General features: G+C 72.0%; 16 protein-coding genes. 6 read left to right on the top strand and 10 right to left on the bottom strand.

What is annotated here, in order from left to right; all coding sequences use genetic code 11:
• Positions 1 to 140 precede the first annotated feature (140 nt).
• Positions 141 to 1721: a deoxyguanosinetriphosphate triphosphohydrolase family protein gene (locus tag ACZ4TR_RS26730; protein ID WP_465289506.1), complete on the bottom strand. Its 1581-nt coding sequence runs from the start codon at positions 1719 to 1721 to the stop codon at positions 141 to 143.
• 103 nt (positions 1722 to 1824) lie between these two features.
• Between ACZ4TR_RS26730 and ACZ4TR_RS26725 the strand changes: the two genes are divergently transcribed.
• Entirely contained in the window at positions 1825 to 2214 is a 390-nt protein-coding gene (locus ACZ4TR_RS26725) for a PASTA domain-containing protein (RefSeq protein WP_465289505.1), read from the top strand.
• Here ACZ4TR_RS26725 and ACZ4TR_RS26720 read toward each other — a convergent pair.
• Together ACZ4TR_RS26720 and ACZ4TR_RS26715 are read right to left on the bottom strand one after the other, a co-directional pair.
• Positions 2211 to 2849, bottom strand: coding sequence for an SRPBCC family protein (locus ACZ4TR_RS26720; RefSeq protein WP_465289504.1), 639 nt, complete (start codon positions 2847 to 2849; stop codon positions 2211 to 2213). The genes ACZ4TR_RS26725 and ACZ4TR_RS26720 overlap by 4 nt on opposite strands.
• A complete protein-coding gene (locus tag ACZ4TR_RS26715; RefSeq protein ID WP_364517549.1) occupies positions 2846 to 3196 on the bottom strand; it encodes an ArsR/SmtB family transcription factor in 351 nt (116 codons plus the stop codon). Before ACZ4TR_RS26715 ends, ACZ4TR_RS26720 begins: the two co-directional genes overlap by 4 nt.
• 145 nt (positions 3197 to 3341) lie before the next feature.
• On the opposite strand from ACZ4TR_RS26715, the gene ACZ4TR_RS26710 reads away from it, so the two are divergent.
• Both ACZ4TR_RS26710 and ACZ4TR_RS26705 read left to right on the top strand, forming a co-directional pair.
• Positions 3342 to 5006 carry a GGDEF domain-containing protein gene (locus ACZ4TR_RS26710; RefSeq protein WP_465289503.1) on the top strand — a complete coding sequence of 555 codons (1665 nt, stop codon included), beginning with the start codon at positions 3342 to 3344 and terminating at the stop codon, positions 5004 to 5006.
• A 32-nt stretch (positions 5007 to 5038) separates the two neighbouring features.
• A complete protein-coding gene (locus ACZ4TR_RS26705; protein WP_465289502.1) occupies positions 5039 to 5497 on the top strand; it encodes a GNAT family N-acetyltransferase in 459 nt (152 codons plus the stop codon).
• Positions 5498 to 5514: 17 nt separating this feature from the next.
• On the opposite strand, the gene ACZ4TR_RS26700 is transcribed toward ACZ4TR_RS26705, so the two are convergent.
• From ACZ4TR_RS26700 to ACZ4TR_RS26685, 4 genes are read right to left on the bottom strand one after another with little or no spacing between them, the layout of a single operon-like run.
• A complete protein-coding gene (locus ACZ4TR_RS26700; protein ID WP_465289501.1) occupies positions 5515 to 6672 on the bottom strand; it encodes a sulfotransferase family protein in 1158 nt (385 codons plus the stop codon).
• Positions 6673 to 6680: 8 nt separating this feature from the next.
• A complete protein-coding gene (locus tag ACZ4TR_RS26695) occupies positions 6681 to 7469 on the bottom strand; it encodes an SDR family oxidoreductase (RefSeq protein ID WP_465289500.1) in 789 nt (262 codons plus the stop codon).
• Positions 7466 to 8656 carry a hypothetical protein gene (locus ACZ4TR_RS26690; protein ID WP_465289499.1) on the bottom strand — a complete coding sequence of 397 codons (1191 nt, stop codon included), beginning with the start codon at positions 8654 to 8656 and terminating at the stop codon, positions 7466 to 7468. The genes ACZ4TR_RS26695 and ACZ4TR_RS26690 overlap by 4 nt, the downstream gene beginning before the upstream one ends.
• The gene (locus tag ACZ4TR_RS26685) at positions 8653 to 9132 is read right to left on the bottom strand and encodes a nuclear transport factor 2 family protein (protein WP_465289498.1); all 480 of its coding nucleotides are present in this window, start codon (positions 9130 to 9132) and stop codon (positions 8653 to 8655) included. The genes ACZ4TR_RS26690 and ACZ4TR_RS26685 overlap by 4 nt, the downstream gene beginning before the upstream one ends.
• Before the next feature lie 39 nt (positions 9133 to 9171).
• Here ACZ4TR_RS26685 and cysD point away from each other — a divergent pair, with 39 nt between their 5' ends.
• From cysD to ACZ4TR_RS26670, 3 genes are all read left to right on the top strand, one after another.
• Complete coding sequence (cysD, locus tag ACZ4TR_RS26680; RefSeq protein ID WP_465289781.1) at positions 9172 to 10104, top strand: sulfate adenylyltransferase subunit CysD; 933 nt, start codon at positions 9172 to 9174, stop codon at positions 10102 to 10104.
• Positions 10104 to 11915 carry an adenylyl-sulfate kinase gene (gene cysC, locus ACZ4TR_RS26675; RefSeq protein ID WP_465289497.1) on the top strand — a complete coding sequence of 604 codons (1812 nt, stop codon included), beginning with the start codon at positions 10104 to 10106 and terminating at the stop codon, positions 11913 to 11915. The genes cysD and cysC overlap by 1 nt, the downstream gene beginning before the upstream one ends.
• A gap of 90 nt (positions 11916 to 12005) precedes the next feature.
• Entirely contained in the window at positions 12006 to 12524 is a 519-nt protein-coding gene (locus ACZ4TR_RS26670) for a hypothetical protein (protein WP_465289496.1), read from the top strand.
• Between the two features lie 59 nt (positions 12525 to 12583).
• On the opposite strand, the gene ACZ4TR_RS26665 is transcribed toward ACZ4TR_RS26670, so the two are convergent.
• The 3 genes from ACZ4TR_RS26665 to ACZ4TR_RS26655 all read right to left on the bottom strand — a co-directional run bounded on the left by ACZ4TR_RS26665 (position 12584) and on the right by ACZ4TR_RS26655 (position 15312).
• Complete coding sequence (locus ACZ4TR_RS26665; protein ID WP_465289495.1) at positions 12584 to 13237, bottom strand: response regulator; 654 nt, start codon at positions 13235 to 13237, stop codon at positions 12584 to 12586.
• On the bottom strand, positions 13234 to 14460 hold the full coding sequence (locus tag ACZ4TR_RS26660; protein WP_465289494.1) for a sensor histidine kinase: 1227 nt from the start codon (positions 14458 to 14460) through the stop codon (positions 13234 to 13236). Before ACZ4TR_RS26660 ends, ACZ4TR_RS26665 begins: the two co-directional genes overlap by 4 nt.
• 315 nt (positions 14461 to 14775) lie before the next feature.
• Positions 14776 to 15312: a snapalysin family zinc-dependent metalloprotease gene (locus ACZ4TR_RS26655; protein ID WP_465289493.1), complete on the bottom strand. Its 537-nt coding sequence runs from the start codon at positions 15310 to 15312 to the stop codon at positions 14776 to 14778.
• Positions 15313 to 15332 lie beyond the last annotated feature (20 nt).

Raw genomic sequence — 15332 nt, 5'->3', positions numbered from 1 at the left:
AATTTCCCGAATGGACCGTAAGTCGTAGGCCGTTCAGCGGAACCGCACAACCGTTACAGGGCGAACGAAACGGACGAGCCGCGTCAAGCGATATCACTGCACGGGATTACCGGACCGGACAAGAACCGGACAGCCGTCGGTCACAACACGAACGAGTCCGACCACGGCTGGGCGGCCCGCCCGGACAGCGCGTCCAAGAGGGTCACGGCCTGCTTGTCCGTCAGCGAAGCCACGAAGTCCACCACCGCCCGGCCGCGAGCCAGGCCGCGCACCGCGTCCGGTCCGGACACCGGCTCCCCGGTCGCGCCGACGAGCAGCTCCGGCGCCGAGCGCGCCAGCCCCGTGTACTCGGCGTGCGCCAGCTCCACGAGGTCGTGCAACCGCCGCGGCAGCCGGGAAACCTCGTCGCGGTCGGCCAGCCACGCGTCGAGCGCGTCGACGAGGCTCGACACCACGCCCGCCTGCCCGCGCTGGTGCAACGCCAGGTCCGGGCGCAGCAGCACGAACCGGCGGTGCACGAACTTCAGCACCTGCACCTCGTGCCACTGGGCGGGGCGCAGCGACACGTGGCCGGCGCGGGTGGACGGGGACGCCAGCACGAACACGCCGTCGACCAGGCGCGCGGTCCAGTTCGTCGAGAACGCCGCCGTGGCCTGCTCCGCTTCGATCGAGCCGTCGAACTCCGCGGCCAGCAAGCCGTCGACGAGCTCCGCGCGGACCCGGGTCACCGCGGCGGCGAACGCGTCGTCGTCGACGATCCACGCGTCCTTGACGTGCATGCGGCGGCGGACCCGCTCGAGCGACCGGCCCGGCCGGCGCAGTTCCGCGTGCAGCGTCTCGTCGTCCAGCGCGGCCAGCTCGCCCGCGTGCTCGAGCCACTCCCCCAGCTCCGCCGCCACCGGCGCGTGCTGCAGGACGCCGATGCGGTGGAAGTCCTGCAGGTCGTGGATGGCGTAGGCGATGTCGTCGGCGGTGTCCATCACGGACGCTTCGACGGTCTGCTGCCAGCCTTCGACGCGCCCCGCGAACGCCGCGCGCGCCTGCTCGAAGTCGTCGAGTTCGGTGGCGTAGGCGGAAAACTTGGCCGCGCCGGTGCCGGGCGCCTCGGCCGGCTCGCCGGCGCCGCGCGGCGGCACGGCCATCGCGGACGGGTGCGGCGCCGGGTGGTGCAGCCGCAGCCACGGGTACTTCAGGACGGCCGCGCGCACCGCCGTGGTCAGGTCGAGCCCGGTCGCCGACGGCCCGCGCACGTCGGTCGTGGTGATGATGCGGAACGTCTGGGCGTTGCCCTCGAAGCCGTCGGCCAGGCCGAAGCGGTGCCGGGCGATGCGGTCGAGCGTCTGCTCGCCGAGGTGCCCGAACGGCGGGTGCCCGAGGTCGTGGGCGAGCGCTGCGGCCTCGGCGACGTCCGGGTCGCAGCCGCCCAGCTTGTCGACGAGGCCGGCGTCGTCCCCGGCGGTGATCCGCTCGGCGATGGCGCGGGCGACCTGCGCGACCTTCAGGCTGTGGGTGAGCCGGTTGTGCAGCAGCCCGGCACCGCCGGCGCTGACGACCTGCGTGACGCCGCCGAGCCGGGCGAAGAACGGGGACGCGGCGATGCGGTCGCGGTCGATCCGGAACGGGCTGGTCGCCAGGTCGGTGAACCCGCCGGCATTCGCAGTGTGGACGGCGGGGTCCCGCCGCAGCACCCTCGGGTCGGTCTGCTCACTGCCCTGATCCATGCGCCGACCCTATCCGGCGGCCTCCGGTTCACCCGATCGATGGGCAACGTCACGAGTTCGCGGATCGATTGAAGGGGTATCCACCTCAGGAAGAGGAGCCGCCATGAACCGCCCGATTCGCCTCGCCGCCGCCCTGGTGCTCGGCACCGGGCTCGCCGCCTGCGGCGCCGGGCCCGCGGGCAGCCCTGCGTCGACCGCCACCACAGTCGCGACCGGCGCCGAAACCACGACCTCCGCCGCACCGGCCCCGACCTCCGAGCCGGCCAAGCGGGTCAAGGTCCCGGACGTCTCCGGCATGAACCACCAGGACGCCCAGGACACGATGCAGCGCGCGGGCCTCTACAACTTGCGCGAGGTCGACGGCACCGGCCAGGGCCGCATGCTGGTGATCGACCGCAACTGGGTCCAGACGGGCCAGGACCCGGCGGCCGGCACCGAGGTCCCGGCCGACGCGGTGATCACCCTGACCGCGGTCAAGACCGGCGAGCGCTAAGCCTCCGGCTGGCCTGTGTACGCGGCCAGGCAGCGGTCCGCCTGCGCGCGGGCCGTCGCCTGGTCTTCGCCGCCCGCGACGTGGGCCTCGTACCAGGCTTCGTTCGCCGACGTCACGAACTCGACGCCCGCCGGGGACGCCATCCAGGCCATCGCCTCGGCCGGGTCGACCACGTACCCGGGGTCGGCGGCCAGGTGCCGGACGAGGGCGGTCAGCGCCATGTCCCAGCCGACGCCGACCGCGCCCGGGCCGAACTGCTCCCAGTGGTCGTCGACGTGCGCGACGTGCTCCAGCTCGAACCGCGTGCCGTCGCCTTCGGGCGCCAGCCGCACCTCGATCCAGCTGACGCCGCCCATGGCCTCCCACGTCGCGGTGAAGCTCTTCGGCGGGTCGCAGCGCTCGACCGTGCCGCCCGCGTTGCCCTCCAGCTGGTACTTCCCGCCGACCTTGAGCTCGCCGCTGACCGGCAGGAACCAGCGCGGGATGCGTTCGGCGTTCGTGCAGGCGTCCCACAGGTCGTCGACGTCGGTGTCGTAGACCTGGCTGATGGTCATGACGCGCGCCTCCCCCGCTTCGAGCACGCGGCGGCCGACCGTCCTGCGGACGGCACTGATCTGGTGGTTGACCTCGATCACGATCCTTCTCCTTCTTCGCTACGGCGCCGGGCACGCTTGCCACGGGCGATTTCGGTGGCCAGTGCGTCCAGCGGCGGGGTCCAGAACCGGCGGAACCGGTCGAGCCAGGCGTCGACGTCCCGCAGCGGCGCGTGCCCGACCGCGTACAGCCGCCGCGTCCCGTCCTGGCGGACGACCGCGAAACCGTTGTCGCGCAGCACTTTCAGGTGCTGGGACACCGCGGGTTGCGAGATGCCGAACTCGGTCCGGATCACCTCGGTCACCGCGCCGGCCGCCCGCTCGCCGTCGGCCAGCAGCTCCAGGATCCGGCGGCGGACCGGGTCACCGAGGACGTCGAACGCGTGCACCCCGCCAAAATACAAGCACAGACTTATATAAGTCAACTCTGAACAAGTGGCCGATGTCACCCTGCGTTACTCCGATCCGGGTATCGGCGGTGAACATCAGTCGACATCCGTTTCGTTTCGGCGCCCGACCCGCGACGATCGGGGCGTGAAGTCGCCACGCGCGGTCCGCTTCGCTTTCCAGCCGCTGTACAGCCTCCAAACGGGAGGCGTCGTGGCTCACGAAGCGCTGGCCAGGCCGGGCCGGGGTACCGTCCCGGACCTGCTCACGCAGGCCCGCCGCGACGGCCGCCTCGCCGAGGTCGACCTCGGGCTCGCGATCACCGCCGTCCGGCAGGACGAGTCGTCGCTCCCCCTGCACCTCAACCTCTCCGCCCGCACCCTCGCCGCGCCGCCGGCGATGTACGACGACCTCCTCGAAGCACTCGGCGACGCCGGGCGCCGCACCCGCGACATCGTCCTCGAGGTCGGCCCGCCGTTCACGCCGCTGCCCGCCGAGCGCGCGCTCGCCGGGATGCGGACGCTCACCGAGCTCGGCTTCCGGCTCGCGCTCGACGGCCTCGGCCGCGGCGACCTGCCGCTCGGCCTGCTCGTCGAGGCGCCGGTCGACCTGGTCAAGCTCGACCGCACGGCGCTGCGCGGCCTGCCGGACGACCCGGCGCCGGCCGCCCTCGTCGAGGCGCTGCTGCACTACACCCACCGCACCGGCACCCGGCTCGTCGCGACCGGCGTGGAGACCGGCGCCCAGCTCGACGCCGTCCGCGGCCTCGGCATCCGGATCGCGCAGGGCACCCTGCTCGCCCCGCCCACGGCCGCCGGCCCCGCCCCGGCGCTGCGCACGCGCTCCTCAACCGCCACGCGCGCGCCGGGTCCGGCGCAGTGCGTCGGCGACTTCCTCCGCCCGGCGACGACGCTGCCGGACACCGCGACCTGCGACGACGTCCGGGAAACGCTGGCGGCGGCGGACGCGCCGAGCGGCGTCATCGGCGTCGACGAGCAGAACCGGCCGCGCTGGTCGGTCGACCGGACGCGGTTCCTGGTCGCGGTCACCGGGCCGTACGGGCACGCGCTGCACGCGAAGCGCCCGGCGGCGCGGCTCGCGGACACCCCGCACACGATCGAGGCCCGCGCGGGCGCGATGGAGTTCCTCGAGCTGGTCACCGACGCCGACTGGGGCCGCACCGGCGACGACGTCGTCGTGGTCGACGAGGCCGGCCGTTGCCTCGGCGTGGTGCTGGTGACCGAGGTGGTGCGCGGCGTGGCGGAGGCGAAGGTCGAGGCCGCGGCGGCGCTCAACCCGTTGACGCGGCTGCCGGGCAGCGACACGGTCGCCCGCGACGTCGCCCGCCGGATCACGATCGGCGAGCCGTTCGTCGCCGCGTGGCTGGACATCGACGCGTTCAAGGCGGTCAACGACACGGCCGGGTTCGCCGCGGGCGACGACCTGATCCGCGAGCTGGGCGGCGCGCTCACCGAGCTGGGCGGCGGCCTGCGCCGGATGCGGGTCAGCCACGTCGGCGGCGACGACTTCCTGGTGGTCTGCGACGTCGACGAGATCGCGACGGTGGCGGGCGCCCTGCTGGACCGCCACTGGACGGCCGACGGCATGCCGGTGACGGTGTCCCTGGCGACGCTGGTCTGCGCGAGCGGCTCGATCCGGTCGTACCAGGAGGTTTCGCGGCTGCTGGCGCCGTTGAAGAAGCGCGCCAAGGCGGTACCGGGATCGAGCTGGGTGCTCGGCCGGCCGGGCTCGGACCGCGTCGAAGTCTTGCGCGGCATCGGCACCCGCGGCCTGCAGGCCGCCGCGGGTTAGGGTGGTGCCGCGGGCTCCGACGGTGCGGCAGGATGAGCCGCATGGTGGAGATCAGCTTCCTGGCCGAATCCGACCGTGCCTCCTGGGAACCGCTGGCCCGGGGCAAGGACACCTACTTCGCCGTCGAACGCGGTGACGACGCCTACGAACGGACTTGGCGGCGCTTGCTCGACGACGAACGGATCCGCGGCGTCGCCGCCTGGCTGGACGGCCGGATGGTCGGTATCGCGCACTACTTGTTCCACGCGAGTGTCTGGTACGCCGGGAAGTGCTACCTGGCGGACCTGTTCGTGGACCCGGCAGTCCGGCGGCGGGGTGTCGCGACGGCCGTGATCGAATGGGTGGCGCGGGACGCCGAGGAGCACGGTTTCCCCGGCCTCTACTGGAACACGCTGGAAGACGCCCCGGCTCGGGCGCTGTACGACAAGGTGGGCAAGCTCCACGAAGGACTCATCCACTACGCCTACCGGCGCGACGCGCGTCAGCGCTGAAAGCCGATCACCGCCGGTCAGAAGTACGCGCGCAGGTAGCCTGCGAACCGCTCGTCGACCTCCTCCGGCGCCAGGCCGAAGTCCGCCAGGCTGTACTTGTGCGCGGGCTTCGCCGAACCCGAGCGGCTTTCCGTGTGCAGTGCGGTCATCGCCGCCCGCGCGTCGCCGGTCAGCGTCAGTCCGAAGTGGTCGTACACTGTGGACACCGTGCCGATCGGGTCCGCCACGAAGTCCTCGTAGCGCACGTCGCAGAACTGGGCCGCGTCGTACCGGGCGCGGGCCGCGTGGAACTCGTCGGCGCCGCGGGCCCACAGGTCGAGCTGGGACTTGCCCAGCACCTCGCCGCGGAACTTCGCCGACCAGCCGTCCGCCGCCTTCTCGGCGAGGCTGCACATCGAGCCCATGATCGTGCTCGGCGCGCGGTGGGTCTGGATCACCAGCGCGTCCGGGTACGCGGCCATCAGCGCGTCCAGGGCGAAGAGGTGGCTCGGGTTCTTGAGCACCCACCGCTTGCCCGCGTCCGGCAGCCCGATCAGCTGCAGGTTCCGCCGATGCCGGGCGTAGGCGTCCGCCCAGTCCTGCTTCGCGAGCCAGCGCGAGTAGCGCGGCACGTGCGCGAGGCATTCGAACGACACCGACCGCATCGACTGGCGAAGCAGCTGCCAGCACTCCTCCACCTGGTCCGCGGACATGTGGTGGACACCCATGAACTCCGGGTGCTCGACGTGGTGGCGTTCGTACCCGGCCTGGATCCCCTGGAACACCGGGTTCTCCGCCCACGTCGAGCGCGGCGGCCGCGGCTGCGGGACCTCGGCGAGCCAGACTTCGAGGCCCTGGTGCCCCGGGTCCTCGGCGAGCAGCCGGTGCAGCGCGGTCGTGCCGGTGCGGGGCAGGCCGGTGACGAAGATCGGCCGCTCGATCGCCACGGAAGCCGACGCCGGGTGCTGCTTCCAGCCGGCCTCGCTGAGCAGCCGGGCGACGAGCGCGCCGCGCAGCATCGCGCGGTGCACCTTGTTGCCGAACGGCGTGAGGTCCTCGTCGGCCTCGTACGACTCCAGCAGCACGCGCAGGCCTTCGACGTACTCGTCGTCACCGAAGTCGCCGAGCCCGGTGAGCTTGGTGGCCGACGCGTGCAGGTCCTCGACGGTGCCGACGTCTTCGCGGCCGGGGAGCATGGATCCTCCTAGTGGTGGTACTCGCCGCCGTTGACGTCGAGGCACTGCCCGGTGATCGCGCGCGCCATCGGCGAGGCGAGGAACACCACGGCGTCGGCGATCTCATCGGGCTCCGGCAGCTTCCGCAGGTCTGTCGTGGACGCGGTTTCGGCGTAGATCTCCTCCGGCGTGGTGCCTCGTTCCTTGGCCAGGTAGGCGAAGTACCACTTGAGGTTCGGTGCCCAGATGTACCCGGGCGCGACCGTGTTGACCCGGATGCCGTCGGGCCCGAGTTCGCTGGCGAGGCTCTGCGAGAGCGACAGCAGCGCCGACTTCGCCATCTTGTAGGCGCCGAACGTGCGCCGCGAATGCCGCAGCACCGCCGAGTTGATCATCACCAGCGAGCCCTTGCTCTCCTTGAGCGCGGGCAGGAACAGCCGGGTCAGGCGCAGCACCGAGATCCCGGCCGTTTCGAACCCGGCCCGGACGGCGTCGAGGTCCACAGTGGCCAGATCGGTCAGCGGCGGGACCGCGAAGGCGTTGTGCACCACCGTGTCCACCCGGCCGAACGCCTCGACCGCCTCGCTCACCAAGTGAGCGGCGGAGTCCTCGTCGTCGATGTCGGTGCGGACCGCGACGGCGCGCCGCCCGAGGTCGGTGACCTCCTTCGCGACCTCGGTGAGCCGTGACTCGGTGCGCGCGGCGAGCACGACGTCCGCGCCGGCCAGCGCGCTGCGCACGGCGATGGACCGGCCGAGCCCCGGGCCGATACCCGAGACCACGACCACCTTGCCCTGCAGGAGGTTCTCCACGCTCACCCCAGCATCCGGGCGGCGACGGCGTCCTGCCGGGCCGCGATCCGCGCCGTCCACTCGGCCGGCGTCACGCGCGCTTCGTCGTGGAACGGCAGCCGGTCCGGTAGCTCGTCCACCTTGACCACCTCGACGACCGGTCCGTCGGCCGGGCCGAGGTCCCGCGCGAGCCGCTGCCAGCGGATCTGGACGTACCCGCGCTCGTGCCCGGTGCGCTCCAGCCAGTTCGCCACGCCGGGGTCGCGCTCGCTGATGACGAACCGGATCTTGCCGTCCGGGTCGACGCGGGCCTGATCCGCGGTGAGGCTCGTCTGGTGGTTGATGTAGTCCAGCGAGACGTACCAGAGGCTGCCCAGCTGGATGCCCTGGTACGGCGCGTCCGCGCACTTCGGCACGGTGACGACCATCGCCTCTTCGTCGCCCAGCTCGTAGTGCCCGGCCGAGGAGAACTGCGTGGTCAGCCCGCCCGGCGTCGAGCGCGGCTCGGTCATCGTGTTCACCGGCAGGTTGTCGTAGAACCACTTCGGGAAGGCCAGGAACGTCCTGAGCCGGCTCAGCAGGATCTTGCCGGTGACGCCGTAGCGCTTGGCCATCGCCGACCGGTCCGGCACCGGCGGCGCGTGGCCCGCCGTGTCGACGCACCGGATGCGGATCTCGCCGCGCTTCTCGGTCGCCCAGTCGCTGTGGACCTCGCGGACGACGAGCATCGACGAGCCCTCGCCCAGCACGAAGTAGTCGGGTCCCGGGTTCTCGCGAGCCGGGCCGAAGCGCAGTGCGAACCGGCCGTCTTCGCCGATTTCGATCGCGCGGTCGTCGAACGCGGCGAGGCTGTCGGGCACCACGACCGGCGAGTAGTCGCCGTTGAGGATCTGGAAGCTGAGGTCGGCGGTGGTCCCGCGGACGCCGGTGACCAGGTACTCGCGGTCGGCGCGGATGTTCGCGTTGAAGTAGAGGGTGTCCGGGTTGTCCAGGCCCATCTTCGTGTACGGCCCAGTGGACGCGGTGAAGTACGGGAAGTCGCGCTGGTAGGCCCAGGCCATCTGCAGCGACGCGCGGATGCTCCCGGCGAGGTAGTCGTAGCCCTCCAGGAGGCCTTGCTCGGTTTGCGCCGGCGGGGCTTCGGCGATCAGTTTCTCGGCCTCGGCGATCGCGTCGGCGAACGGCCGGGTCAACGAGAACTCGTTCTCGATCATGCCGGCACGGCCCAGCGGTTCGCGAGCAGCCGGAAGCCCGGGTCGTCGGCCCACGAGAGCATCGACTCGTAGGTCCGGACGTACCCGATGTGCGTCATCCGCCAGGCGCCGTCGGCCTCGCGGCGATAGGTGTCCTCGTAGAAGGCGGCGCCCTCGATGATCACCTTGTGGTCGGGGACGATGACCTTGTCGGTGAACGACCACCGCCCGGTCGCGGTGTCGCCGTCGACCTCGATCTCGGGCTGACCTGCGTGGTGGACGGTGATGATGCCGTTGCCGAGGCTCTCGGTGAGGAACTCGACGATCGCGTCGCGCCCCTCGAACTTCTTCCCGTCACCGCCCACGGCGTGCGTCCCGTAGTCGGCCGTGGCGTCGACGGTGAACGTGTCGGCCACCTCGTCCCACAGCTTCAGGTCCACGCCGCGCAGGTACCGGTACTTCAGCCGCTTGATCTCTTCGAGTACGACCAGGTCCATGTCCCCAGGGTCCCGCACCGCTTGACCGATGACAAGAACATGTTCTACTTTTTTCGAGTGTCCGTGACCTCGTACGAGCTATCGCACCTGGCCGCGCTCGAAGCGGAGGCCGTGCACGTCTTCCGTGAGGTCGCGGCGACCTTCGAACGCCCGGTGCTGCTCTTCTCCGGCGGCAAGGACTCCGTGGTGATGCTGCACGCCGCCGCGAAGGCGTTCTGGCCGGCGCCGTTGCCCTTCCCCGTGCTGCACGTCGACACCGGCCACAACTTCGACGAGGTGCTGCGGTTCCGCGACGAGACCGTCGCCGCGCTGAACCTCCGGCTGCACGTCGCGAGCGTGCAGGACGACCTCGACGCCGGCCGCGTCGTCGAGGAGACCGGTCCGGGAGCCAGCCGCAACCGGCTGCAGACGGTCACGCTGCTGCGGGCGATCCGCGAGGGCGGCTTCGACGCCGTGTTCGGTGGCGCCCGACGCGACGAGGAGAAGGCCCGCGCGAAGGAGCGCGTGTTCAGCTTCCGCGACGAACACGGCCAGTGGGATCCGCGGGCGCAGCGCCCGGAACTGTGGAACCTCTACAACGGGCGGCACCGGCGCGGCGAGCACATCCGCGTCTTCCCGCTGTCGAACTGGACCGAGCTGGACATCTGGCAGTACGTCCGCGACGAGCGAATCGCCCTGCCACCGCTCTACTACGCGCACCGGCGCCCGGTGGTCCAGCGGGACGGCATGCTGCTGGCGGCCACGCGCTTCCTGTCCCTTGTGGACGGAGAGACGCCGTACGAGGCGACCGTGCGCTTCCGGACCGTCGGCGACGCGACGTGTACCGGCTGCGTCGAATCGTCGGCGGCGACACCGTCCGAAGTGGTCGCCGAGGTCGCCGCGACCCGCGTCACCGAACGCGGGGCGACCCGTGCGGACGACCGGATTTCCGAAGCAGGCATGGAAGACCGCAAGCGGGAAGGCTACTTCTGATGCAGCTGCTGCGGATCGCCACGGCCGGGAGCGTGGACGACGGGAAGTCCACCTTGATCGGGCGGCTGCTGTTCGACTCGAAGGCGATCTTCACCGACCAGCTCGCCGCCGTCGAGCGCGCCAGCCGGGACCGCGGCGAGGACTACCCGGACCTCGCGCTGCTCACCGACGGCCTGCGCGCCGAGCGCGAGCAGGGCATCACGATCGACGTCGCGCACCGCTACTTCGCCACGCCCAAGCGGAAGTTCATCATCGCGGACACCCCCGGGCACCTGCAGTACACGCGGAACATGGTGACCGGCGCGTCGACGGCCGACCTGGCCCTGGTCCTGGTCGACGCGCGCAAGGGCGTCCTGGAACAGTCGCGGCGGCACGCGTTCCTCGCGTCGCTGCTCGGGATCGGGCACCTCGTGGTGTGCGTGAACAAGATGGACCTCGTCGGCTGGTCGCAGGAGCGGTTCGACGAGATCCGCGAGGACTTCCGGCGGTTCGCGATGAAACTGGACATCGCCGACCTGACGTTCGTCCCGGTTTCGGCGCTGCACGGCGACAACGTCGTCCACCGCAGCGCGAGCATGCCCTGGTACGAAGGAACTTCCCTGCTGCACCAGCTGGAGGAGGTGCACGTCGCGTCCGACCGCAACCTGATCGACGCGCGGTTCCCGGTGCAGTACGTGATCCGCCGGTCGGACTTCCGCGGCTACGCGGGCACCATCGCCGGCGGGGTGTTCAAGCCGGGCGACGAGGTCGTGGCGCTGCCGTCGGGGTTCACGTCCACGGTCCGGGCGGTGTGGGGGCCGGGCGGGACACCGCTTTCCGAAGCCTTCACCGGACAGGCGGTGGCGGTCGAGCTGGCCGATGACCTGGACCTGGGGCGGGGCGCGATGCTGTGCCGCCCGGGCAACCGCGCGGAGTCCGCCCACGAGGTCGACGCGCTGGTGTGCTGGTTCTCGCCGCGGGCTTCCTTGACGCCGGGCGCTTCCTACGTCGTCCGGCACACGACCACCGAGACCCGCGGTTCGGTGGAGCGGCTGGACTACCGGCTCGACGTCACCACCCTGCACCGCGACTCCGCGGAATCGTTGTCGCTGAACGACATCGGCCGCATCCGGCTGCGCACGCGCGCCCCGCTGCTGTTCGACCCGTATCGCCGCAACCGGGCCACGGGCGGGTTCCTGCTGGTCGACGACCACACCGGCGACACGGTCGCGGCCGGGATGATCACCGGCGCCGCGGCGTCCCCGATCGTCTGGCACACCGCGGCGGTGCGGCGCGAGGACCGGCCGACCCGGGGCGCCACGGTGTGGCTGACCGGGCTCTCGGCGTCGGGCAAGTCGTCGGTGGCGCTCGAGCTGGAACGCCGGCTGGTCGCCGCGGGCCGCCCGGCCTACCTCCTGGACGGCGACAACCTGCGCCACGGGCTGAACAAGGGCCTCGGGTTCAGCCCGGCGGACCGCGCGGAGAACGTCCGCCGGGTGGCGGAGGTGGCGCGCCTGTTCGCGGACGCGGGCGTGGTGGCGATCGCGTCGCTGATCAGCCCGTATGCGGCCGACCGCGCTTCGGCTCGAGCGATCTCCGCGGATCTGCCGTTCGTGGAGGTCTTCGTGGACACGCCCCTGGAGGTGTGCGAGGCGCGGGACCCGAAGGGGATGTACGCCAAGGCGCGGGCGGGCGAGATCCGGGGGTTCACCGGGGTCGACGCGCCGTACGAACGTCCGTCGTCACCCGATCTGGTGCTGCGCCCGGGCGACGGCGACCCGGCGGCGATGGCCGCGGCGATCCACGCCGTCCTCGACCGGAACGTGTCCTGAAGCGGCCAGTGACGTCGGAAGCGTGTGCGTCACAGCTCGGTCTATGGTCTGATATGTCCGCTGACCGGGGTGTTGCAGAGGGGAAATGCAGTGAAAAGCGTGGTGTGGTGGTCGATCGGCCTGCTGTTCGGGCTGGGGCTGGTGTCACTCGGCCTGTTCGGCTCCGGGGATCCCAACTCCAAGGTGCTCTGCGGCAGCGAAGAGATGCGGCCGGGGCAGACCTGCGAGAGGACCCAGTACGGCCAGACGAGCACCGAGACCTACGAAGAGAAGCGCCAGGAATCGATCGACAGCGCGAACACCTTCAACAACGGCGGCCGGTGGGTCACGGTCGGGATCGGCGCGGGAATCGGCGCCCTGTGCGGGTGGCGGCTGGTCGTCGCGGTCCGGCGCCGGGCCGGCCGTACCGTGCCCGGGCAGCAGACCGGCTTCGGTCCGCCGCCGGGATACCCGCAGCAGGGCTACCAGCCGCAGGGATTCCCGGCCCCGCAGGAGTTCCCGCAGCAGCCTGGATATCAGCACCAGCAGCAGGGATTCCCGCCGCCGCAGGGGTTTCAGCAAGCCCCGCCGCCGGGGTACCAGCCGCCGCGTGGGCCGTACCAGCAGTAACAACCTGGAGCGTGCCGGGTGAGCGAGCCGGCGGATCGGGCCCGTGACGGAGGGGCGCGCTAACCCGCCGGCGTCACGAACCCCGAGTCGTACGCCCGGATCACCGCCTGGGTCCGGTCCCGCGCGCCCAGCTTCGCCAGCACGTTGCCGACGTGGGTCTTCACCGTCTGGATCCCCAGGTACAGCTCGCCCGCGATCTCCACATTGGACAGCCCGGACGCCATCAGCCGCAGCACCTCGCGCTCGCGGTCGGTCAGCCCGGCCCGCGCCAGGCCGTCACCGGTGGGTGCCGGCGCGTGGTGGGCGGCGAGACGGCGGATCGCCGCCGGGAACAGCAGCGACTCCCCCGCCACCACCGTCCGGATTCCCGCGACGATCTCCTCCGGCCGCGCCCGCTTGAGGAGGAACCCGCTGGCGCCGGCGACCAGCGCGTCGTAGACGTAGTCGTCGTTCTCGAAGGTGGTCACCACGATCACCTTCGGCGGACTGTCCATCGTGGACATCAGGTGCGTGGTGGCGCGGATCCCGTCGACCGCGGGCATCCGCACGTCCATCAGCACGACGTCCGGGCGCAGCCGGGCCACGAGCCCGGGCACCTCGGCGCCGTCGGCGGCCTCGCCGAGCACGCTCAGGTCGTCCTCGCTGTCGATGATCGCCCGCAGCCCGGCGCGGATCAGCGGCTCGTCGTCGACCAGCAGCACCCCGGCGGTCATCGCCCGCTCCCCCACGGCACCCGCACCACGACCTCCCACCGTTCGTCCACCCGCCCGGCCGACAGCGCGCCGCCGAGCACCTCGACCCGCTCGGTCATCCCCCGCAGGCCGCGGCCGCCGCCGGTGCGGCCGGAGCCGGCCCCCAGCGGGTTGGCGACCCGGGCGAGGAGGCCGTGCGCCGCGACGTCGACGACCACCGTCACCGGGACCCTACCGGCGTGCCGCACCGCGTTGGTCAGGCATTCCTGCAGGATCCGGTAGACCTCGCGCGACACCACCGCGGGCACCGCGGCCAGGTCACCGCCGAGCTCGGCCGTGACGTCGGTGCCGGCCAGCCGCGTCGTTTCGAGCAGGGTCTCCAGGTCGGCCAGCCCCGGCTGCGGCGTCCGGCCGGCCGCCTCGTCGCGCAGCAGCCCGAGGACGTGGTCGAGGTCGTCGAGCGCGGTGCGGGCGGACTCCTCGATCGCGCCGAGCGCGCGTTCGGTGAAGTCCGGGTCGGTGCGCAGCGTCCGCCGGGCGGCCCCGGCCTGGACGGTGACGACGCTCAGCGCGTGCCCGACCGAGTCGTGCAGCTCCCGGGCCAGGCGGTTGCGTTCGGCGAGCTGCCCGGTGCGCCGTTCCAGCTGGGCGATCCGGTCGGCGGCGGTCATCCCGAGCAGCCGGACCGCGGCCTTCCGCAGCCCGGCGCCGATCGCCCGGACGGCGTAGATCAGCAGCACGGTGGCGACGAGGAACACGACGGGCAGCCAGACGGAGGGCCAGCCCGTCGGCACGGTGACCTCGTCGCTCCCGGCGGTCTGGAAGAGGTGCCCGGTGAACACGGCACTGACCGAGATCCCGACGGCCACGGGCGCGGCCAGGCTGAAGAAGCTGACGACGAACCCGGCGACGACGTGCAGCACGAACATCCCCGCGGCCCGCCGCCGCCCCGGCCGGGTCCGCGGTTTCGCGGGGGCGCCGGGCACGGGATCGTCGAGCAGTTCCCGGACGGCGGTGGACTCGAGGACGTGCACGGCGGGCAGAAAGGCGGTGCCGCCGAGGACGACCAGGGTGAGCAGCCCGCCGACGAGGGTGGCGCGCTCGAGGGTGGTGACGAAGGGCAGCAGCGACGGCACGGCGACCGCGGAGAACAGCAGGTAGGGAACGCTGATGGCACCGCCGAGGACGAGGTACACCCAGCGGCGGTAGGTCGCCTTGCTCGTCAGGGGGCGGAGTACGCGCACCGGTCGATCTTCGCAGGCAGCGCCGTCGGCCGCCTCCCTCTCGGGATGGACGCCGCCGCGGTTCGGCCACCCGGCTTCCACCGCCTGGCTTCTGCCGCGGCTGTGCACCGGCTCCCAGCCCACGCCCACGATCCGACGCCGCGAATGACTCATTCGCGACACCGAATCCGTCGTCCCCCTGCCGGGGCGGCCGGGCCGGGTTCGACCGCTGACAGCAGTGCGCCCCAAGGTGGCCTTCGGTGCGTCTGACGCACCCAAGGCGGCCTTCGGTGCGTCAGACGCACCCAAGGCCACCTTGGGGCGCTCGAAGGTGAGCTAGAAGGCGACCTTGCGCAGCTCCGAAGCCGCGAAGCCGTTCACCCACAGCGACTGCACCTTCGCCGCCTCGGCAGACGAAGGCTTCGCGTTCTTGCACGCCGTCCCCGGGCCGTGGCCGGACATCAGCTCCGTGCACGGGCCCGTGTAGTGGTCCGGCAGCCCGAGGTTGTGGCCCAGTTCGTGCGCCGCGATGCGGGTCGGGTCGAAGCCCTCCGCCACCTGGCTCGTGTCCAGGTAGATGTCGCCGCGGCCGTGGCCGTTCGTGTTCGTGTACGAACCGCCGCTGTGGATCTCGTGGAACGTGATCGTCGCCCCCGAGCTCCGCTTGACCAGCTTCACGTCCGTGACCGCGGCGTTCCAGTTGGCCGCGCCCTGGTCGATCTGCGCGAGGTAGTCCGGTGCGCCCGACGAGCTGTAGTACAGCGTCGTGACGGCGGCCGCCGAAGCGCCGGGAGCGACGGCGAGCCCCACGCCCAGCGGGGCCGCGACCGCCGTGGCCAGTGCCACGATCCGGCCGAGCACGCGTCCGTTCATCGTGTCTCCTCAGGTCCGTT

It is taken from the genome of Amycolatopsis sp. NPDC028719 (genome assembly GCF_055565395.1).
The sequence above is the reverse complement of the archived record's forward strand: the minus strand, read 5'-3'. Positions and strand labels throughout refer to the sequence as shown.

Excerpts from the sequence above, each read along its gene's own strand:
- ACZ4TR_RS26665 (WP_465289495.1), bottom strand. The coding sequence starts at position 13,237 with ATGACCGCCGGGGTGCTGCTGGTCGACGACGAGCCGCTGATCCGCGCC.
- ACZ4TR_RS26700 (WP_465289501.1), bottom strand. The coding sequence starts at position 6,672 with ATGCTCCCCGGCCGCGAAGACGTCGGCACCGTCGAGGACCTGCACGCG.
- ACZ4TR_RS26705 (WP_465289502.1), top strand. The coding sequence starts at position 5,039 with ATGAGCCGCATGGTGGAGATCAGCTTCCTGGCCGAATCCGACCGTGCC.
- ACZ4TR_RS26725 (WP_465289505.1), top strand. The coding sequence starts at position 1,825 with ATGAACCGCCCGATTCGCCTCGCCGCCGCCCTGGTGCTCGGCACCGGG.
- ACZ4TR_RS26690 (WP_465289499.1), bottom strand. The coding sequence starts at position 8,656 with ATGATCGAGAACGAGTTCTCGTTGACCCGGCCGTTCGCCGACGCGATC.
- ACZ4TR_RS26730 (WP_465289506.1), bottom strand. The coding sequence starts at position 1,721 with ATGGATCAGGGCAGTGAGCAGACCGACCCGAGGGTGCTGCGGCGGGAC.
- ACZ4TR_RS26685 (WP_465289498.1), bottom strand. The coding sequence starts at position 9,132 with ATGGACCTGGTCGTACTCGAAGAGATCAAGCGGCTGAAGTACCGGTAC.
- cysD (WP_465289781.1), top strand. The coding sequence starts at position 9,172 with ATGTTCTACTTTTTTCGAGTGTCCGTGACCTCGTACGAGCTATCGCAC.
- ACZ4TR_RS26655 (WP_465289493.1), bottom strand. The coding sequence starts at position 15,312 with ATGAACGGACGCGTGCTCGGCCGGATCGTGGCACTGGCCACGGCGGTC.
- cysC (WP_465289497.1), top strand. The coding sequence starts at position 10,104 with ATGCAGCTGCTGCGGATCGCCACGGCCGGGAGCGTGGACGACGGGAAG.